Genomic DNA, 20,476 nt, shown 5'->3' with positions numbered 1-20,476 from the left:
ATTCAGAAGGCTCATGGGCAACCATGAGCCTTACTCACCTTATTTTAATGAAGTTGTTAAACTCACTTCATCGGCAATACCTTTATTAATTCTTGCTTTTAAGGTACTAAACGCACCATTAACTAAACTCATATTTGGTGCAACATGGCCTATGTCGGCATCAATAATAACGGGGAAAATACATTTACCAAGTGCAAATTCAATAGCATCGTAATAATCAATGTCTTGGTAAGGTGATTTAACTAATGGACTTCGCCCTAGTATAATTCCATTAATATCTGCAAACACACCATTTAGCTTCAATGCCATTAAACTGCGCGCAACCGCACTCGGTGACAACTCTGCATTTTCTAAATAGAGCACTAGCCCCTCTGCGGCGTAAGTTTGTTTAAAGTTATGTAAGTCCAGGTAAGGCGTAGCAAGTAATACGTTCAAGGTATCTAAACAACCCCCAAACAGTCGCCCAGTTAATTCTATTTCTCTTTTGTCTTTATAGTTTAAACAACGCCACTGGCTGGGCTCGGTTAGTTCAAATAAAGTATCAGGGTTTTTAGCGTAGTCTATTGGCGTTGTTTGATAAAACTCAGCTGGCAGTTGCTCAAACTGTTCGCCTTTTTCCAGACTTAAAATATCAAAAATTTGCAAACAAAAACGATTATTCTCATCTGGGTGCAGTTGCATTAGGTTCGCAGTATGCAAGGTTGCCCAACCACAGCGAGCGGTGAGAACACACATAAAAGTACTGATATCTGAAAAACCTACAATCCATTTTGGTCGGCATTTTTTAAGCGCATTGAAGTCGATGTATTGTAATATCTCCATCGCCAGTTCGCCGCCCCAAGGTGGCATAATCGCAGCAATCGAATCATCGTGTAAAAAAGCCATTAACTCATCAGCACGATCTTTTGCTGACTTAAGCTCTCTGACACAATTTCCTTCTATGACTTCAAAACCCCGTGAACGCAACCCTGCTAAAACTGTGTCTAAGCGTGGCTGAAAAGGTACATCAACACAACTTGAGAATGCACAAATGGCAATTTTGTCACCTTTTTCCAAAGGTGCAGGAAATATAATTGGTTCCATAAAACTCCTTGGTAAATTTCTTCGCCACTACGACGTTTGTGTATTACAGGCTCTAACGTACCCGAATAATCAAGCTGTGTCTAATTTAGCACGAGCATAAAAAAACCGCTGCAGTTACGCAGCGGTTTCTATTAAAACGCAAAGTCAGGAAAGTATTTAAACGTACTCAACCTCGATAACTTCGTATTCAACATCGCCGTTAGGGGTTTTAATGATCACAGCATCATCTGCTTGCTTACCAATTAAACCACGTGCAATCGGAGAGTTAACCGAAATACGATTGTTTTTAATATCTGCTTCGTCATCACCCACAATCTGGTATGTCACTTCGGCATCAGTTTCAACATTAACGATTGTTACTGTAGTGCCAAAGATAACCTTACCTGTGTTGGGTAATTTAGTTACATCAATAATTTGTACGTTTGAAAGCTTCGCTTCAATTTCTTGAATACGGCCTTCACAAAAACCCTGTTGCTCACGCGCAGCGTGATATTCAGCGTTTTCTTTTAAGTCACCGTGTTCACGTGCATCTGCTATATCAGCAACGATTTTTGGACGGGTAACTGTTTTTAATTCGTTAAGTTCTTTGCGCAGTAACTCTGCACCTCGAACTGTCATCGGAATTGTTTGCATACTTTTCTCACTTAATCCCAAGGCCGTAAGTGACGGCCTTGGCACATTTCCTTAGTTCAATCGCTGATGTAGTTCTTGAACTGACGTCACTTTACTACGGTCGTCCGCTTGGTTAGCAGTACAGTTAGCAAATGCCGCATTCAAGGTTGTCGTGTAATTGGTTTTGTTTTGCAAAGCACCACGACGCAACACCTTCGAGTCTTCGATCGCTTGGCGACCTTCGGTCGTATTTACGATATAGCTGTATTCTTTATTCTTGATGTTATCAAGAATATGAGGGCGGCCTTCAAATACTTTGTTTACACGGCGTACTTCAATACCGGCCGCTTTAAGGGCTTCGGCTGTGCCACCTGTTGCATCTATCTTAAAACCAAGTTCTGTCATGGTTTTAGCTAGCTCGACAATACGTGGCTTATCGCTATTACGTACCGATAGTAACGCGCGACCGCCGCGTGGTAAAGTATTGCTTGCACCTAATTGTGCTTTTGCAAATGCTTCGGCGAAAGTATCACCAACACCCATTACTTCACCCGTTGAGCGCATCTCTGGGCCACGGATTGGGTCAACACCTTGGAACTTAGCAAACGGTAATACTACTTCTTTTACACTGTAGTACGGTGGAATCACTTCTTTTGTGATCCCTTGGCTTGCTAAAGATTGGCCCGCCATACAACGCGCCGCTACTTTTGCAAGTGCAACACCAGTCGCTTTAGATACAAATGGTACCGTACGAGCAGCACGCGGGTTCACTTCGATTAAATACACTTTGCCATCTTTAACAGCAAATTGGGTATTCATCAAACCAACCACACCAAGCTCAAGTGCCATATCTGTTACTTGCTTACGCATAACATCTTGCACTTCTTGAGTTAGTGAATGCGCAGGTAATGAACATGCAGAGTCACCAGAGTGAACACCCGCTTGTTCAATGTGTTCCATGATACCACCAATGATCACTTGCTCGCCGTCGCAAATCGCGTCAACGTCAACTTCAATCGCGTTATCTAAGAAACGGTCAAGTAGAACTGGCGCTTCATTTGATGCAGATACCGCTTCAGTCATGTAACGACGTAAATCTTGTTCGTCATACACAATTTCCATTGCGCGACCACCTAGTACATACGAAGGACGTACAACTAGAGGGAAGCCAATTTCAGCTGATTTCGCAATCGCTTCTTCAGTTGACGTTACTGTCGCGTTTTCAGGTTGCAGTAAATCAAGACGCTCAACTAATTGTTGGAAACGTTCACGGTCTTCTGCACGGTCGATTGCATCCGGTGAAGTACCAATCACTGGCACGCCATTAGCTTCTAGCTCACGGGCAAGTTTAAGTGGTGTTTGACCACCATACTGCACGATAACGCCTTTTGGCTTTTCAACACGGACAATTTCTAGTACGTCTTCAAGAGTAATTGGTTCGAAGAACAAGCGATCTGATGTGTCGTAGTCAGTCGAAACCGTTTCAGGGTTACAGTTAACCATGATTGTTTCATAACCGTCATCACGAAGTGCAAGCGCCGCGTGAACACAACAATAGTCAAATTCAATACCTTGACCGATACGGTTAGGACCACCACCGATAACCATGATTTTATCGCGGTCAGATGGGTTCGCTTCACACTCTTCATCATATGATGAATACATGTAAGCGGTATCGGAGCTAAACTCTGCAGCACAAGTATCAACACGCTTATAAACAGGCACTATGTTTAACTGATGGCGCTTTTTACGAATTTCAGCTTCTGATACACCCGCAATTTCAGCAATACGAGGGTCAGCAAAACCTTTACGCTTTAATTTACGTAGGAAGTCAGCATTTAGACCAGCCATACCAACTTCAGCGATTTTAGCTTCATCTTTAAGAATGTCTTCGATTTGAACAAGGTACCAAGGGTCAATCTTAGTCAGTTCAAATACATCATCAACGCTCATACCATGGCGCATTGCATCTGCAATGTACCAAATACGCTCAGCGCCTGGCTCACGTAATTCACGGATGATTTTTTCTTTTGCTTTCGGGTCATCAAGTGCCACTATCGGATTAAAGCCCGTTGCACCTACTTCAAGACCACGTAATGCTTTATGTAATGACTCTTGCTGGTTACGGCCAATCGCCATAACTTCGCCCACTGACTTCATTTGCGTAGTTAAACGGTCATTTGCACCAGCAAATTTTTCAAAGTTAAAGCGAGGGATCTTAGTTACTACGTAATCGATTGAAGGCTCAAACGATGCAGGTGTTTTACCGCCTGTGATATCGTTTTGTAGCTCATCAAGGGTGTAACCTACAGCAAGCTTTGCTGCGATTTTAGCAATTGGGAATCCCGTAGCTTTAGAAGCAAGTGCCGATGAACGTGATACACGTGGGTTCATCTCGATGATAACCATACGGCCATCAACTGGATTAACACCAAACTGTACGTTTGAACCACCTGTTTCAACACCAATTTCACGTAGTACCGCCATAGAGGCGTTACGCATTAATTGATATTCTTTGTCGGTGAGGGTTTGTGCTGGAGCCACAGTGATTGAGTCACCGGTGTGCACGCCCATTGGGTCAAAGTTTTCAATAGAACAAACGATAATGCAGTTGTCTTTTTTGTCGCGTACAACTTCCATTTCGTATTCTTTCCAGCCAATTAATGATTCATCAATCAATAATTCGCTAGTAGGTGAAAGGTCTAAACCACGCTCACAGATTTCTTCAAACTCTTCCAAGTTATAAGCTACACCACCACCGGTACCGCCCATAGTAAAAGAAGGACGAATAATACATGGCAAGCCAATACGCGACATTGTATCGCGGGCTTCGTCCATTGAGTGAGCGATTTCAGCACGTGGGCATTCTAAGCCAATGTTTTTCATTGCAACATCGAAACGTTCGCGGTTTTCTGCTTTGTCGATTGCATCTGCCGTTGCGCCTATCAGCTCAACGCCATGCTTAGCCAGTACACCGTGCTTATCTAAATCTAGCGCACAGTTTAACGCAGTTTGACCACCCATAGTTGGTAGCACTGCATCTGGTTTTTCTTTTTCAATGATTTTTTCAACAACTTCCCAATGAATTGGTTCGATGTACGTCGCATCAGCCATTTCAGGGTCAGTCATAATTGTTGCTGGGTTTGAGTTAACTAAGATAACTCGATACCCTTCTTCTCTAAGTGCTTTACACGCTTGAGCACCAGAGTAGTCAAATTCACAGGCCTGGCCGATTACAATCGGGCCAGCGCCTAGGATAAGAATGCTTTTTAAATCGGTACGTTTTGGCATTATTACTCCAGTCTAATTAGTTGTTACGCGCTTGCATCAAGTCGATGAAGTGGTCAAATAATGGGGCTGCATCGTGCGGACCTGGGCTTGCTTCTGGGTGACCTTGGAAGCTAAACGCTGGCTTATCGGTGCGGTGAATACCTTGTAATGTGCCGTCAAATAATGATTTGTGCGTTGCACGAAGGTTAGCTGGTAAGCTTGCTTCGTCAGCTGCAAAACCGTGGTTTTGCGCAGTAATCATTACAACGTCGCGGTCTAAGTCTTTTACAGGGTGGTTACCACCATGATGACCGAACTTCATTTTTGCGGTTTTTGCACCTGATGCTAATGCTAATAATTGATGACCTAAACAAATACCAAATATTGGCGTATCTGTTTCTAAAAAGGCTTTGATTGCATCAATTGCGTAGGTACATGGCTCTGGATCACCTGGGCCATTTGATAAGAAGATACCATCTGGGTTTAGTGCTAACACGTCTGCTGCCGAGGTTTGTGCAGGTACAACGGTTAGTTTACAACCACGGTCTACTAACATACGTAAGATATTACGCTTTACACCGAAGTCGTAAGCTACAACATGAAACTTTTCATCAGCTGCATCTAAGGTTTTAAACCCTGCGCCTAATGTCCAGCTTGATTCACGCCACTCAAAATTTTCCTTGGTTGAGACTACTTTTGCTAAATCCATACCTTTTAAGCCTGGGAAGGCTTGCGCAGCTGCGAGCGCTTGGTTTTCATCTAATTCGTCACCAGCAATAATACAGCCGTTTTGAGCGCCTTTATCGCGCAAAATACGAGTCAGTTTACGGGTGTCGATGTCTGCAATACCTAAGATATTACGTTCTTTTAAGTAATCATCTAACGATTGCTCGTTACGGAAATTACTTGCTAGCAGTGGCAAATCACGGATCACTAGGCCTTTAGCCCAAATGTGACCCGCTTCTTCGTCTTCGCTGTTAGTACCCGTATTACCGATATGTGGGTACGTCAAAGTTACGATTTGTTCCGCGTATGAAGGGTCAGTCAGAATTTCCTGATAACCAGTCATAGACGTATTGAATACTACTTCACCGACTGACATGCCGTCAGCGCCGATTGCAGTACCGCGAAACACTGTGCCGTCTTCTAGAACTAACAGAGCGGATTTAGTCAAGTTAACCTCCTAACAGTAAAAAACGGGAGTAAAGTCATTTGCTTTACTACCCGTTTATAGCGATTGGAAACACGCAATTATGAATTTTTGGCAAATTGGCGCTATTTTATAGTAATTTACGCTTTAGGTCTAACGATAATTCATTAATTAGCAAAAATAAGCGCTATTAACCAAAAAACACTTCAAACCCCTAAAAATGCACCTTAACTACTTCAAGTCAAGCACATCTTGCATATCATAAAGTCCTGCTGGTTTATTTTTCAACCAGCCTGCAGCTCTTACAGCACCTAACGCAAAGGTCATTCGAGAACTCGCTTTATGAGTTAATTCAAGCCTTTCGCCAGAAGTTGCGAAATATGCGGTGTGTTCACCAACTATGTCGCCACCTCTAAGCACTGAATAACCGATTTCTTTTTGTGATTTAGCTTGTTCAACTTGGCTACGGTCATACACTGCAACTTCATCATGCTGCCACCCTTTTGCCTGTGCAATTGATTCACCAATGGCTAATGCAGTTCCTGATGGCGCATCAATTTTATGGCGGTGATGCGCCTCAAAGATTTCGATATCAAGATCATCACCAAACTTGGTCGCAGCGGTTTGCACTAAGTTAAGCAGTAAATTAACACCAACGCTATAATTACGCGCAAAAACGATTGGAATATGCTTTGCAGCTTCATTGAGTGCTTGCATATCATCATCGTTCAAACCAGTGGTGCCTATCACCATGGCGATATTGTTTGCTAGCGCTGTTTTTAAGTGATTACGCATACCCGCTGGGAGCGTAAAGTCGATTAACACATCAATATCATCAGCCACTTCTCGTTCATCGCTAAACGTCACAGCTAAAGGCGCTGCACTATTTAATTGATTAACTGCAATATTCAGCAAAGGTGAACTACTACGAACATAGGCAGCTGCTAACTCGGCATTGTTATTTTTGTGTGCGGCTTCTACTAATGCCAACCCCATTCTTCCGTTTGCGCCAAATACGCCAATTCGATTCATATTAATAACCTTTGCAAAATTAAGTGAACTAGATTTTATCTAAAACTCGTGTAATAGTCAGGTAACCCTTTTAAAAAATAATAATAACAGATACCCATAGACTTTAGCCATCTATACATTTAAACTTCTCTTTTGCGCCGATTTGGTCTTTGGCTTGCGGGCGCTGTTGAGTTACTTATCATTGTGGTAAGAAAAACAACTAAATGCTGCTAAAAGAAGGATATTTTGGCTGCCCTAGTTGTCTATGAGTTATCTAACGAGGAATATGATGCAGCCATCATTTAATAAAACGAATGCAAAGCTCTCTTTGCTACCCCTACTTACCTTCGTGGCCTTATTTTTAGGCGCTGGTTTATACTTACAATCACAAGGGGTTGATTACGCTTTTTATCAGCTCCCTGCCCCTGTTGCAATTTTGCCTGCGATTATGCTGGCGTTTATCCTCAATAAAAACACCATAAATCACAGTGTTGAGACTTTTATTAAAGGCGCTGGTCACAACAATATTATTACCATGTGTTTAATCTACCTACTCGCAGGTGCATTTTCTGCTGTAGCAGGTGCCACTGGTGGTGTTGATGCAGTGGTAAATGCAGGTTTATCGCTTATTCCTCCCGCTTTATTACTGCCTGGTTTATTTTTAATTGCCGCGGTTGTCTCAACTGCTATGGGTACCTCTATGGGTACTATCGGGGCGATTGGCCCGATAGCTTATGCTGTATCAATTAAAACAGGTATTGATCCTGCGTTAATGGCAGGTACGATTGTTTCAGGTGCAATGTTTGGTGATAACTTATCAATCATTTCTGATACCACTATTGCCGCCACTCGTACCCAGGGCTGTGAAATGAAAGACAAGTTTCGCGAGAACTTAAAAATTGCTTTGCCTGCAGCTATCCTAACTATTGGCTTATTATTCTTTTTGACTCCAGCAGCACAAGCGGTAGAAACCAAAGATTACGATATTTTATTAGTCCTGCCATATGCCTTTATTTTAGTGCTCGCGGTAATGGGCTTTAACGTATTTGTGGTGTTGTTTAGCGGTATTATATTTGCGGCATTAATGGGCTTTACCGGTAGTTATGAAGGCGCCAGTTTTGTAAAAGACATCTATAAAGGCTTTACCGATATGCAGGAAATATTTTTGCTATCGATGTTTATTGGTGGTTTGTCTGAGTTTATTCGTATTAACGGCGGCCTTGATTATATCGCACAAAAAATTCAAGCAATTACTAAAGTTATTGCTAAATGGCATAGAAAGGTAGCTGATCAATTAGGTATTGCGGCCCTCGTTATGACTAGTAACTTATGTATAGCTAACAACACAGTGTCTATTATTGTCGCAGGTCCTATCGCTAAGAAGCTAGCGGATGACGGTGAAATCAGCGGTAAACGCTCAGCCAGTTTGTTGGATATATTTGCCTGTGTAACGCAAGGCTCTCTCCCCTACGGTGCGCAAGCATTGTTATTGGGAGCAACATTTAAAATCAGCCCGTGGGAAGTATCTACATCATCATACTACTGTTTTATTCTCGCGTTTACAGCGATTACAGTCATTTGCCTGCGCCGAAATAAAGCATAATTTTTTAAGCAGATACGCTAACTTTTAACGTATCTGCTATAATCTCGTTTTTGGATTAATCAACAACCTTTAGATTCGAGATAATACATTGAACAAAACCGTCATCTTTGCTGCCATTTGCTTGGCAAGCACCGCAAGCCAAGCGGCTAATTGGAGCAACACCGCGTTACACCTTAACAATGGTGATTTTAAAAACCCATTCACTGGGCAAGAATCAAATACCACCATCGCATCACTGCAACATGCATCAGCCTATGACTATGGTGATAACTTTTTCTTTATAGACTACATTAATGATGCCACCGATGATGGCTATCAAGATAAAGATTTTTATGGTGAATGGTACTCAACTTTTAGCTTGTCAAAAATCTCTGGCAACGATATGTCGTACGGTGCGATTGCCGATATTGGCCTAACGGCTGGCTTTAATGCTGCGGGCGACTCTAAAGTGTTAAAGTATTTACCCGGTGTCAAAGTAAACTGGCAAGCGCCTGGTTTTACTTTTTTATCAACATTAGTGACGGCCTATATTGATGATAATGATGGGGTAGCCCGTGGTGGCGCACCCACTGAAAGCAATAGTTGGATGTTGGATGTTGCATGGGGGTATCCCTTTGCTATCGGCTCACAAAAATTCAATGTTACTGGCCATGTAGAATACATTGCTGCGCGTGAGAATGAGTTTGGTGAAGATGTAAAAGCGTGGATATTAGCTCAACCTATTATAACTTGGGATTTAGGCCATGCTATGAATATGAAAGAAAATACCTTATTGCTAGGTTTAGAATGGCAATATTGGCATAACAAGTTAGGTACTGATACGACCGAGTCAGTACCTCAATTTCACGTAGAGTGGACATTTTAAATAACCCCTTCGTGATGAAATGAAAAAAGCCTACGTGATGTAGGCTTTTTTTATTTATGCTATTAGAACTGTAAGCTTACATTTGCAAAGTAAGCATCATAATCTGAATCATCCCAGTTATTCGCGTAACCCGCTTTTAAGCCAATATTCTTGTTGAAGAAATGTTGTGCACCAAAGCTGTAGTCATCGTTTTTGTTAAACGTAACAAATGCAGATGTTGCTTTTGAGAAGTAGTAGTTAGAGCCTAGTTCCCATGAGCTACCTACGCCATCAGTGTCTGAGATAGTCCCTTCAACAGTTAGGTAGTTACCTTGTTGAAGATCCATGAAGTATTTAGCATTCACTGCACGGTAATCAAACTCATCATCACTGGTTAGCGTAAAGCCAATGTAATCTGTGCTATTAAGCTCATGATTATAAACAAGATCAAACATAACTTGGTTTTCATTATCTTCGATATCGTAAAAAGTAGCTTTTAATAACACATTTGGATTGAAGAAATACCCCGCTGACACATTGAATTGATCAATGCTTGAAGCAACGTCAGAATCATAATTGGTATAACCTGCACCAAACACAAAGTCTTTAATATAGTATTCGCCACCCAACGCTAGCTTATCACCAAAATCATCATCCAAATATTTAGCGTAAACATTAGTGATTTGCTCAAGGTATGCAAATTGATCGTATGGACCTAAAGTTTCACGTGGTGAAAAGTAATAAGCCGTATCAGCTGAGATGATGTCATTACCATCGGCATCTTTATATCCCACATGGCTAATTGAGTTGTAGCTATCCGCAGCAGTCGCGGCGCTAGATAGAAGAATGCTCGAGATAATAACTGCTAATTTTTTCATGATAAGATTTCCCTATTAAAATTGTTACAATGCTGATTTGCCTAGCCTGTTGACTAAGACGGGTGCATGCTAACGCGGGGAAACTGAACGAAAACTTAACCAAGCTATTGTTTCTAAAGAACTAATTGTAATAAACTGTAGGTAAATGTAAATAAAAAGTTTGCCAGCACACCAAAGTGCTGGCATCAATAAAGGTAAAACATCTTCAATATCAGGTGATTATAAAGCGTATGTTGAGATTATTTTATATACTTCATTAATATTGTCACCGGCTTTAAAATCTTTACTAATAGGTGTTGGATCAGAGCCCACCCATATTTTAAGCTCAGCATCGAGGTCAAAGTGCCCGGCACTTTCTTTACTAAATTTAGTGATTTTTGAGTAAGCGATGCTGATCATCTCCATTTTTGAACCCGTTACGCCTTGCTTATCAATTAAAATTAGGCGTTTATTGGTAAAAATAAACATATCACGTACTACTTTGTAAGCTTTCTCGACCTGCTCGCCGTCAATCATAGTATTTGCTAATACTTTTTCTAAATCGCTATCATCGACTTCACTGGCATTGCCCATTAATCCGCTGAATAAACCCATTATACTTTCTCCTGTGTAAAAATTTGATTTTCTAAAGTGTGGCCATTTACTAAGTGACGATAACGCCAGCCTTGTTGATGGCAAAAGTTAAGCAGATCAATATCGAACAAGTCATCTGATTTTTGATACTCGATTACATATTCTTTAGCTTGGCTCATATACACCCGACTAACGGCTGGCAGTGTTTGTATCGTGCGTTCAATATGATCGTAGTTCTGGGCAAATAATATAGTCATAAAATGCTGAGTTTGTTGCTGCGTATTATTTGCCTGATGCTCTGTTAATGTGCCTTTATTGAGGTGTAACACTTGACCACAAAGCCTCTCTAGTTCAGTGAGATCATGAGAACTTAAAATAAATGTAGCTTCATCACTGAGATTAGCCACTAACTCACGAACTTCTCTTGCATGAATAGGATCAAGACCGGCCGTTGCTTCATCGAGCATAACAATTTCAGGTTTGCCAATAAGCGCTTGACCAATTGTGACACGTTTTCTCATGCCGTGAGATAAGTCATCAGAGCGTTGCTGTGCAACTTCAGTTAAGCCTACTAAATCAAGTACTCGCAATGCCTCAGTCTGGCTTTGCTTGGCGGATAGTCCTTGTAACTGACCATAAAAGGCAAGCTGATGTGTAATACTAAAACGCGGATCTAATTGCGCATCTTGTGGGAGCGCACTGAGTTTGCCAAATAATGCACTGCTGCCAGGCTTCTGACCTAAAATATTGAGCTGCCCATGTGTTGGTAATATATAGCCACATAACAAACTAAATAAGGTGGTTTTACCCGCCCCATTAGGCCCCACTAATGCAACAGGCGCACCTTTTGTTATCTCAAAGCTAACATCATCTAATGCCAGCTTACTGCCATAACGTTTAGTTAATGATTGTGCTTGTATTAACGTACTCATAGCGAACTCCTTAGAAAGATACGTTGCGCAACAAGGAGTAAAATAGCGCTTTGCAGTAGCGGTATACCTAAACTGCTAAACATGCTTGAATTTTGTCCCGCCATTTGATCAAGTTGTACCCCTGGGAATAGATAATCAAGGACGCTTAGCGCAGGTATTTGCCAAGCTAAAATGCCAATAACAATATTGCCTAGGGCAAAAAATAAAATAGCCAGCACCAATGCTAGTCTAGCAGAACGAGCAAACGTGTTTAGTAGTGCCATTAACGCGATAAAAGGCATGACGGCCACAATCAAGTAACACAACATAATAAAACCGCGGCTGAGGCCATGCATTAATAAACTGGCATCTCTAAACACCATAACAGCTAATGTTGCAATCAGTGTTACAGCCATTAACGCGGCTAATATCAATACTTGGCCTAAAAACCGTCCCAATAAGATTTCATTTCTAGTTGCACGAAGAGTTAAAAAGCGCAGAGTACCTCGTTGTTTATCACCGACAATTTGGTCGCTGCATATAAACAAGCAAAAACAGGGAAAGCTATATAAAGCAATAAGCCAGTACATCGCAAGTTCTGCTTCTGGCCAATCAAGCAATTTACTTAACCCTATTGCACCAAACACCTGTTTAGCTAGTTCAGCCATTTCTGGCGAGCTAATAATACTAACCGCTTGCCCTATCGGGTAGCGTAAAACGAGTAGCCAACAAATGGTAAAAGCCGCTACGGCTAACAGTCCTCGCTTGGTTAAAAATAATCTGACGAGCTCAAACTGCGCAATTTTAATTAATCGCTGGGGATGTAATTGGCTCACGAGTGTTCCTCTTTAATACAATATAGTTATTACACTAAGGGCAAACGTGTTGAATTACTAGCAAAAAAAAGCTCACCGACGGTGAGCTTTGTAACAATACATTAAAAGTAACTAAAAAACATTAAAGGTGCTGCTGATATATCTCCAGTGCTTGGCTTAAGTCAGCAATCAAATCATCCACATCTTCAAGGCCTATATGTAAGCGAATAACAGGCCCTTGCTCCCAGCCTGTTGCAGAGCGTAAATTCTTCATAGTTAAATTAGCGGTGACTAAACTTTCAAACCCGCCCCATGAAAAGCCCATTTTAAAATGCTGTAAACTATCTAAAAATGCATCAATGGCGCGTTGATTACCTTGCTTCATTACAAATGAAAACAAACCATTACTACCATCAAAGTCACGTTTAAAAAATTCATGCCCCGGACAAGTACTAAATGCAGGATGACGAATATGATCAACTAGATTGTGTTGCTCTAGCCACGTCGCCACTTCAATAGCTGCTTTCTCGTGCTGATTTAGTCGCACGGCCATGGTTCTGAGTCCACGAAGTGCTAAGTAAGCATCATCTGCTGAGGTGCATTGTCCCAACAGGTAAGATTGCTCTCGTAATATTGGCCAATATTTTTTATTAGCGACGGCTACGCCCATCATGACATCAGAATGACCTACAATGTACTTAGTTGCTGCCTGAATACTTATATCTACCCCATGCTCTAATGGGCGATAATGTAAGCCATTACCATAGGTATTATCTAACATGGTCATAACGCCCCGCTCATTCGCAACAGCAACCATGGCAGGAACATCTTGAATTTCCATGGTGATTGAGCCTGGTGATTCCAAAAACAATACTTTCGTATTTTCTTTGATCAGTGCCTTTATACCCGCCCCTATAGTGGGCGGGTAATAGGTCGTCTCTACACCAAAGCCTGCTAGAATTTTATCGCAAAAATCCCGTGTTGGCTCATAAGCGGTATCAACCATGAGTATATGATCGCCCGCTTTTACAAATGCCAGAAGTGCACTGCTAATTGCTGCTGCACCACATGGATATAGCGCACAACCTTCACCGCCTTCAAGCTCAGTAATAGCCTCTTGCAAAGCAAAGTGAGTGGTGGTGCCTCTACGCCCATAAAAAAGCGTTTTATCGCCGCGTTTTTTGGCCGCATTTTTAAGTTCGTCAACAGAGTCAAACACCACTGTGGATGCCCGCTGTACTACAGGGTTAACAACTCCATGGGTGTAGGCTTTTTTTCTACCACTGCTGACTAATTGTGTGTTTTTATTTGTCTGACCGGTCATTATTAATCCTTACTTATTAGTCTTCTTGGTTAAGCCAATAGTTTATTAAATAGCGCGAAATAGAATCGGTTCGAGGTAACTTCAAGTGCTCCCCTTGCTCATGCCAATCACCAAATTGACTAAGCTCTTCACGGCTAAACCATTGGGCATCGTCTAATTCATCTTTATCTACTTGAATTGTCTCTGTTAGAGCTTCTGCGATGAAACCAAGCATAATCGATGACGGGAAAGGCCAAGGTTGTGAAGCTATGTATCGAACATTGTTCACAGCAATTCCTGCTTCTTCCATCACTTCACGCGCAACAGCCTGCTCAAGGGTTTCGCCAGGATCGACAAACCCAGCTAATGATGAATACATACCCGGAGCCCATACCGCTTGGCGGCCTAGCAAACACCGCTCGACTCCATCGGCAAATTTTCGGGTCACCACCATAATAACGGCAGGATCGGTGCGAGGAAATGTTTGATGTTTACACTCAGGGTTATCGCATAAGCGAGAGTGTCCGGCTTCAATTAGCTGATTTTCAGTACCGCAGCGACCACAAAATTTATGTGTGGCATGCCAGTAGCATAACCCTCGAGCCAGTGCAGCCATTGACCCATGTAACATATCCACTTGTGCGCCATAGCGACGAATATCAACAAACTCAGCACCAGAATTTAACGCTAATAAGTCAGCCTCATCTAGCTCACTGACGTCCAAAGCAAAGTGGTTAATTTTTTGTTCGTCAAAACCTAAAAACACACTGTTTTCTAAGTTAAGGTGACTGACTTTGTCGTGAGATAAAAAGGTCACGGTTACACTGTTTTTATCAAAAAGCGTGTGATTGTTATGCACTAATAACCAGCGGCTTTGCGAATTTTTTTGCGCTGCTAACCATTGTGTATCTTTTCGTAAATTTGATCCGCGATCCAATGCCATGTGACTGTAATTTAGCATTGTTACCCCTTTTGCTATTTAGATGGCTAAAACTAACATATCACTGTGTTAAACCCAATTGATTAATCAACTAAAAAACAGGCAAAAAAAAAGCCCCAAAGGGCTTTTTTGAACACACAATAAATTAGGTTCTTATTACAAGGCTGCTAGTTGCGCCTGTAACTTTTGATTTTCAGCTTCAATATGCTGATAAAACTCTAAATCTTCAAGTTTGCTCGCAGCCGCTTTATCAATCACGATAACGGCATCTTGATGGAGCTGTAATGCAGATGCAGGACACTTAGCCATTAATGGCCCTTCAATCATCGCCAGCACAGCATCAGCTTTATTTTCACCAGTTGCGAGTAACACGACTTTTTTTGCTTCTAAAATTGTGCCAATCCCCATCGTAATTGATAAGTGAGGCTGGTATTCGTCAGCGGCAAAAAAACGTGCATTATCGTCAATTGTTGCCTTGGTCAGTGTTTTCACACGAGTGCGCGATGTTAAGCCAGACGATGGCTCATTAAAGCCAATATGACCATTGCGTCCTATCCCCAATAGTTGCACATCAACACCACCAGCGGCTTTAATTTTGTCTTCATATTCTTTGCACGCTGTTACAGGGTTTGTCGCATCTCCCGGAGGCACAAAGGTATTCGCTTTATTGATATCAACATGATCAAACAATTGCTCGTTCATAAAAAAGCGATAGCTTTGCGGGTGTTCGCCCGTTAAGCCAAGGTATTCATCTAAATTAAACGTCGTAGCCTGAGAAAAAGAAATATCACCGGCTTTATTTTTAGCGATTAATTGTTGATATAAAGCAACCGGTGTTGAACCCGTCGCTAAACCGAGCACTGATGTTGGTTTTTGTTGTAATTGTTTTGCGAAGATATTTGCGCCATAAGCTGCTACAGCTGCCGCATCATTCAAAATGACTATTTGCATATTAGTTTGCTCAGTTATTAATTAGTTGATGAAAAAATGGGATCTAAAACCCAATTCCACGTGCAATCGAATCGGGCTTTAGATCAAACCTAACTGGGATACATCAGTCTAGGTTAATACCATTATGACAACGCTGTCATTATTACTATTTACAATTAGTTTGTAAAGTAAAAGTGAATAAAAAAACTATTTTTTTATTCACTAATAAAAGTTCGTTTAAACACTGACGAATATTTTACGTTTATACATCCAGTGCAATACCAGCATTTGCACTAGTAATAAAGCAATCACTGCGATGAGCGGCTGCCATGACTCGCTAGCAGCCGAAATAAAGCCACCAAATACGCTACGACTGACAAACTCCCAATTAACTAAGCTAGATGCTAAATAAATAATGATTGAGTTAGCACCAATGATCACAAACGGGTATGCCAGTTTTTGTCCATTGAGAATATCGACCAATGCATAAAATACAGCCAGTAATATGGCACTCCAGCCAACGGTAACAAGCACAAAAGAGCTGGTCCATAACTCTTTATTTACTGGGAACTGTAAATCCCACAGCCAGCCTAAACAAATACTGATAACCCCTGCTGCAAATAAAATTGCTGCCGTTTTCCACTCACCAATTTTACTTGCTTTAGCAACTAGCTGACCTGCAAATACACCAATCATCGCGTTCACAATAGCTGGTAAGTTTGACAATACGCCTTCTGGATCAACGGCTCTATTTTGATAACTAATTCCTGGTAAAAAATATTTATCAAACCATGCATTCCAGCTACCCGCGGCACTTAAGTCACCTGCAGTCCCACCCGGAACAGGAATAAAGCACATGAGTAGCCAATAGCCAAGCAGCAAACCAATGGCTGTAAATACTTGGGTTCGAATACTCGTATGCCAAACCAACATGGCACAAAAGAACCATGCGATAGCAATGCGCCCTAGCACACTGGCATAACGTATTTCATCGAAAGCCAAAGGAATACCAGTCCCCCAGCCATGGTTATACATTACGCCTAAAGCCGACAACAAAAGTAATCGTTTTATGGCTTTGCGATAAAATACTTTGCGCTCTTGCCATGGCAGGTGATCAATGCGCTTTGGTGCCAACCCCATCGCCACACCAGATAAAAATATAAATAACGGAAAAATTAAATCGTAAAATGTAAAACCATGCCATTGGCTGTGAACCGTGTGCGCCTCGAACGCCTTCCAACCAGTCCAACCTGTTAATACAAATAAAGCGGCAAAAATTGATTGCCCGCCTAAAATCCAAAACATGTCCATACCACGTAATGCATCTAATGATGCTAAACGTTTTTTAGCTGGTTTTGGCTGTGTGTCTGTTGCTGTCATATTTATCTACTCTTAAAACAAAAAGCCCCGCGATACTACGGCGGGGTTTTTCCAGGGAAACGTTAAATTGCTTTACCTGCAATATAAGTGGCTTTGACATATTGGTGCTCATCAAGCACCACAAAGTCTGCATCAAAGCCATCAAGTAAACGTCCCTTTTTCTTGAGGTTTAAATACTGGGCGGGATACAGTGCCGCCATTCGTAAGCTTTCTGCTAGGCTTATATCTAATGAATTCACTGTATTTCTGACAGCGCTGGCCATATCAAGCACACTGCCTGCAAGCTCACCAGTGCTAGAGTTAAGTCTATCGCCGGTTCTGATCACTTTACGACCATCGAAAAAGTCAAATTCCATATCATCAGTGCCAACAGGTGGCATGGCATCTGTTACTAACATAATTTTGCCACGCTGCTTAGTGCGTATTGCCAATTGAGCTGATAAAGGATGCACGTGATGACCATCCACTATTAAACCGCACCAGCTGTTATCGTGCCATAAAGCAGCGCCAACCACGCCTGGCTCACGCGAGGTAAACGCAGACATTGCGTTATATAAATGAGTAAAACCATCAGCCCCTGCGTTCAATGCGGCCATAGTAGTATTATAATCGGCATTCGTGTGCCCAATAGACACCTTTACACCACACTCAACTAAGCGTTCAATATCAGCAATGCTGACATTCTCTGGTGCCAGAGTAACCATTTTAATGCCTAGGTCTTGGCGGGCATATATTGCAAATTCTTGTTCGCTGATTGGCCGTATAAACTGTTCACTGTGTGTGCCTTTTTTTGGAAAAGACAAATGTGGGCCTTCAAAATGAATACCTAAAACGCCGGAGACACCCTCGCTAATTGCCTGTGCTGTGGCGTCTGCTGCGGCTTGCATGATTTCAACTTTATCAGTGATTAGCGTTGGCATTAAGGCAGTACTACCAAATTGCCCGTGTGCTTTGGCGATTCTATCTAAACACTGTGGGGTTTGCTCAGCATTAAAAAATGCACCGCCGCCGCCATTAACTTGTACATCAATAAAGCCAGGCGCAACCAAGCCATCCAGCTCAATTACACTACTTTGAGTATCACTTTCTAATGTAAATACACCCTCTTCTACACTGAATAAAGCGTCATCAATAAAGTTTTCACCTGTAAATAAGCATTCAGCACGGTAAAACGTTTTCATTACAAAGCTACCTTTTGATTTTGTTCTAAAACTGATTGTTGCGCAAAGTAAATAGCGCCCATTTCTGGTGGTTGTATTGGTGCTTCAACCAGCTTTGCAATAACAGGGTCAAGCCATTGATTTAATGGCTCAGCAAGTCCGCCAATCATAGATAAACGCGGTGGGTTATTCTCTAATAAACGGTGCGCTAATTGACTTACGTAGGCTGCGCCTTCAATTACAATGCTTAAGGCTACTTCATCTTTTTGATTTGCAGCATCAAATACATATCGTGCAAGTTTGGCATAACTGCTAGACGGTTGACCAGCCATTTGCTCTGCAATACCCATTGCATTTTCTGTATTAAAGTATTCTTTAATTGTGGCTGTTAGTAATGTTTTTGGCCCTAGGCCATCTAGGTCAACTAATGCAGCTTTTATTGCTTCTAACCCCATCCACGCACCACTGCCTTTGTCACCAAGGGCAAAGCCATGACCGCCATAATTTACTGACTGACCTTGTACATATGAAAATCCACAAGAACCGGTGCCAGTGATTATGACCGCACCATCACCACCATCATGAGCGCCGATACAAGCAGTATGCAGATCTGTGGTTAAAAACATTTGTTTAAATGGGTGTTCCCATTCAGAAATTTTTTCATATAAGCTTGGTAAATTTACGCCTGCTAAACCAAGGCCAGCATAAATTTGATGAATATTTTCTAGCGGTAAACCAGCATCTCGCATAGCCAGTTGTGTAGACACCATTATTGACTCTAATGTGCGCTCTAACCCATGTAATGGATTCGCGGGGCCGCCAAGACCAGTTCCTAATACCCCATGTTGTACAGAGTAAATAGTTGCACGGCATTTTGTTCCGCCACCATCGATACCAATAAACAATTGGTCCTCATTCGCACTCTTAGCCATCATCTAACGACCTCTAACCTTCGTTTTATATTTGTTTCAATCGCACTTTTTTTATTGTATTAATGCGATCCACCCTCAACCCATGTTGAATTAATGTTACACAACAAATGACAGCGTTGTCATTATATTTTTCATAAAAATTAATATAACTTTTATGTTTAACTCTAATCACTTGAATTAGCTGTAATTTTATAAAAAATAAATTTGTAATGGTTATTTTAAATACAGGCTATTTACACAACATAGAGTGATTTTTGTATTGATAATAGTAAAAAGTTGCTTAATAACGTTATTTTATCTGCAATCAAATGACGTTATTAAGGTACAGTTTATAAATAAATTAGTAAAGGTTTAAGGGGTGAATTGGAATATATTTTCTAGTGGTTGTTCAAATACCGCAGCTATTTTAAATGCTACCTCTAATGAAGGAGAATACCTAGCAGATTCAATGGCAGCAATAGTCTGCCGCGTAACCCCTACGCGATCCGCTAATTGCTGCTGTGTCATTTCATTGTGATGAAACCGCTGGATCCTAATTGTATTTGTAATTGCTAATTTAGCCATTTTAACCTCTGTACAATAACCATGACTCAACCGCTGTGCCAATCACTTCACTCAGTAGCGCAGCTATCACTAGCTGATGTAAAGGACTAATAGGCACTGGGTATACTGTACCAATCAACATAGCAAATACAGCATTGATAACACCCATTTGTAAAATAATTAAGCTCACTCTTTTTGCTTTTAACGCGATCGCTTGTTCACGTTCATCTAGCGGCTGATTGGCATATTTACTATTAAAAGCAGCTAAAATACTATGCATAATCACTAACATGACGACCGTTTGAATTACCAATTTAATGAGTAATCCGCTGGCAAGCGTTGGATCCATTTGGGCTTCAGGCGTCATGGATAATACCGCTTGTAAATAGTTAAATAGCACTATCAAAGTGATGCCCGCTTCAAGCAACCGTGTTTTTTGTGTATAACTCATCGTATTACCTCTAATGTAAAATATTACAGACTAAATGTTAAATATATCTAACATTGAGAACTATAGAAGAGCCCACCCTCAATGTCA

The 20,476-nt window shown here is 41.4% G+C and carries 19 protein-coding genes; 2 read left to right on the top strand and 17 right to left on the bottom strand.

The window, feature by feature from the left end:
• Positions 1-39: 39 nt before the first annotated feature.
• The 5 genes from NQT69_RS00175 to dapB all read right to left on the bottom strand — a co-directional run bounded on the left by NQT69_RS00175 (position 40) and on the right by dapB (position 7,147).
• The gene (locus NQT69_RS00175; RefSeq protein ID WP_256825718.1) at positions 40-1,083 is read right to left on the bottom strand and encodes a S66 family peptidase; all 1,044 of its coding nucleotides are present in this window, start codon (positions 1,081-1,083) and stop codon (positions 40-42) included.
• A 156-nt stretch (positions 1,084-1,239) separates the two neighbouring features.
• On the bottom strand, positions 1,240-1,716 hold the full coding sequence (gene greA, locus NQT69_RS00170; RefSeq protein ID WP_087531652.1) for a transcription elongation factor GreA: 477 nt from the start codon (positions 1,714-1,716) through the stop codon (positions 1,240-1,242).
• A gap of 51 nt (positions 1,717-1,767) precedes the next feature.
• Complete coding sequence (gene carB / locus NQT69_RS00165) at positions 1,768-4,986, bottom strand: carbamoyl-phosphate synthase large subunit (RefSeq protein ID WP_256825717.1); 3,219 nt, start codon at positions 4,984-4,986, stop codon at positions 1,768-1,770.
• Between the two features lie 16 nt (positions 4,987-5,002).
• On the bottom strand, positions 5,003-6,139 hold the full coding sequence (gene carA / locus NQT69_RS00160) for a glutamine-hydrolyzing carbamoyl-phosphate synthase small subunit (RefSeq protein ID WP_256825716.1): 1,137 nt from the start codon (positions 6,137-6,139) through the stop codon (positions 5,003-5,005).
• 207 nt (positions 6,140-6,346) lie between these two features.
• Positions 6,347-7,147: a 4-hydroxy-tetrahydrodipicolinate reductase gene (gene dapB / locus NQT69_RS00155; RefSeq protein ID WP_256825715.1), complete on the bottom strand. Its 801-nt coding sequence runs from the start codon at positions 7,145-7,147 to the stop codon at positions 6,347-6,349.
• A 268-nt stretch (positions 7,148-7,415) separates the two neighbouring features.
• On the opposite strand from dapB, the gene NQT69_RS00150 reads away from it, so the two are divergent.
• Positions 7,416-8,729 (top strand): Na+/H+ antiporter NhaC family protein, encoded by a 1,314-nt coding sequence (locus NQT69_RS00150; RefSeq protein ID WP_256826705.1) that lies wholly within the window; start codon positions 7,416-7,418, stop codon positions 8,727-8,729.
• Between the two features lie 88 nt (positions 8,730-8,817).
• A complete protein-coding gene (locus tag NQT69_RS00145) occupies positions 8,818-9,594 on the top strand; it encodes a nucleoside-binding protein (RefSeq protein WP_256825714.1) in 777 nt (258 codons plus the stop codon).
• Between the two features lie 62 nt (positions 9,595-9,656).
• Here NQT69_RS00145 and NQT69_RS00140 read toward each other — a convergent pair whose 3' ends face one another.
• The 12 genes from NQT69_RS00140 to NQT69_RS00085 all read right to left on the bottom strand — a co-directional run bounded on the left by NQT69_RS00140 (position 9,657) and on the right by NQT69_RS00085 (position 20,389).
• Positions 9,657-10,451 carry a putative porin gene (locus NQT69_RS00140; protein ID WP_256825713.1) on the bottom strand — a complete coding sequence of 265 codons (795 nt, stop codon included), beginning with the start codon at positions 10,449-10,451 and terminating at the stop codon, positions 9,657-9,659.
• Between the two features lie 219 nt (positions 10,452-10,670).
• On the bottom strand, positions 10,671-11,045 hold the full coding sequence (locus NQT69_RS00135) for a PH domain-containing protein (protein ID WP_256825712.1): 375 nt from the start codon (positions 11,043-11,045) through the stop codon (positions 10,671-10,673).
• Positions 11,045-11,956 carry an ABC transporter ATP-binding protein gene (locus NQT69_RS00130; protein WP_256825711.1) on the bottom strand — a complete coding sequence of 304 codons (912 nt, stop codon included), beginning with the start codon at positions 11,954-11,956 and terminating at the stop codon, positions 11,045-11,047. The genes NQT69_RS00135 and NQT69_RS00130 overlap by 1 nt, the downstream gene beginning before the upstream one ends.
• Complete coding sequence (locus NQT69_RS00125; protein ID WP_256825710.1) at positions 11,953-12,771, bottom strand: ABC transporter permease; 819 nt, start codon at positions 12,769-12,771, stop codon at positions 11,953-11,955. The genes NQT69_RS00130 and NQT69_RS00125 overlap by 4 nt, the downstream gene beginning before the upstream one ends.
• 121 nt (positions 12,772-12,892) lie before the next feature.
• A complete protein-coding gene (locus tag NQT69_RS00120) occupies positions 12,893-14,074 on the bottom strand; it encodes a cystathionine beta-lyase (protein WP_256825709.1) in 1,182 nt (393 codons plus the stop codon).
• Between the two features lie 16 nt (positions 14,075-14,090).
• Positions 14,091-15,014, bottom strand: coding sequence for an NAD(+) diphosphatase (gene nudC / locus NQT69_RS00115; protein ID WP_256825708.1), 924 nt, complete (start codon positions 15,012-15,014; stop codon positions 14,091-14,093).
• A gap of 135 nt (positions 15,015-15,149) precedes the next feature.
• Positions 15,150-15,944 carry a glucosamine-6-phosphate deaminase gene (nagB, locus tag NQT69_RS00110; protein WP_256825707.1) on the bottom strand — a complete coding sequence of 265 codons (795 nt, stop codon included), beginning with the start codon at positions 15,942-15,944 and terminating at the stop codon, positions 15,150-15,152.
• A 216-nt stretch (positions 15,945-16,160) separates the two neighbouring features.
• Positions 16,161-17,303 carry a transmembrane glucosamine N-acetyltransferase NagX gene (gene nagX, locus NQT69_RS00105; protein WP_256825706.1) on the bottom strand — a complete coding sequence of 381 codons (1,143 nt, stop codon included), beginning with the start codon at positions 17,301-17,303 and terminating at the stop codon, positions 16,161-16,163.
• Between the two features lie 62 nt (positions 17,304-17,365).
• Complete coding sequence (gene nagA, locus NQT69_RS00100) at positions 17,366-18,484, bottom strand: N-acetylglucosamine-6-phosphate deacetylase (protein ID WP_256825705.1); 1,119 nt, start codon at positions 18,482-18,484, stop codon at positions 17,366-17,368.
• Positions 18,484-19,398: an N-acetylglucosamine kinase gene (nagK, locus tag NQT69_RS00095; protein WP_256825704.1), complete on the bottom strand. Its 915-nt coding sequence runs from the start codon at positions 19,396-19,398 to the stop codon at positions 18,484-18,486. Before nagK ends, nagA begins: the two co-directional genes overlap by 1 nt.
• Positions 19,399-19,746: 348 nt before the next feature.
• Entirely contained in the window at positions 19,747-19,959 is a 213-nt protein-coding gene (locus NQT69_RS00090) for a helix-turn-helix transcriptional regulator (protein ID WP_256825703.1), read from the bottom strand.
• 1 nt (position 19,960) lies between these two features.
• Positions 19,961-20,389, bottom strand: a complete 429-nt coding sequence (locus NQT69_RS00085) for a hypothetical protein (protein ID WP_256825702.1) — start codon at positions 20,387-20,389, stop codon at positions 19,961-19,963.
• Between the last annotated feature and the right edge of the window lie 87 nt (positions 20,390-20,476).

Origin of the sequence: Pseudoalteromonas shioyasakiensis (assembly GCF_024518675.1) — a bacterium.
Lineage (GTDB): Bacteria > Pseudomonadota > Gammaproteobacteria > Enterobacterales > Alteromonadaceae > Pseudoalteromonas > Pseudoalteromonas shioyasakiensis_B.
This window is presented reverse-complemented; position numbering and strand designations above follow the sequence as displayed.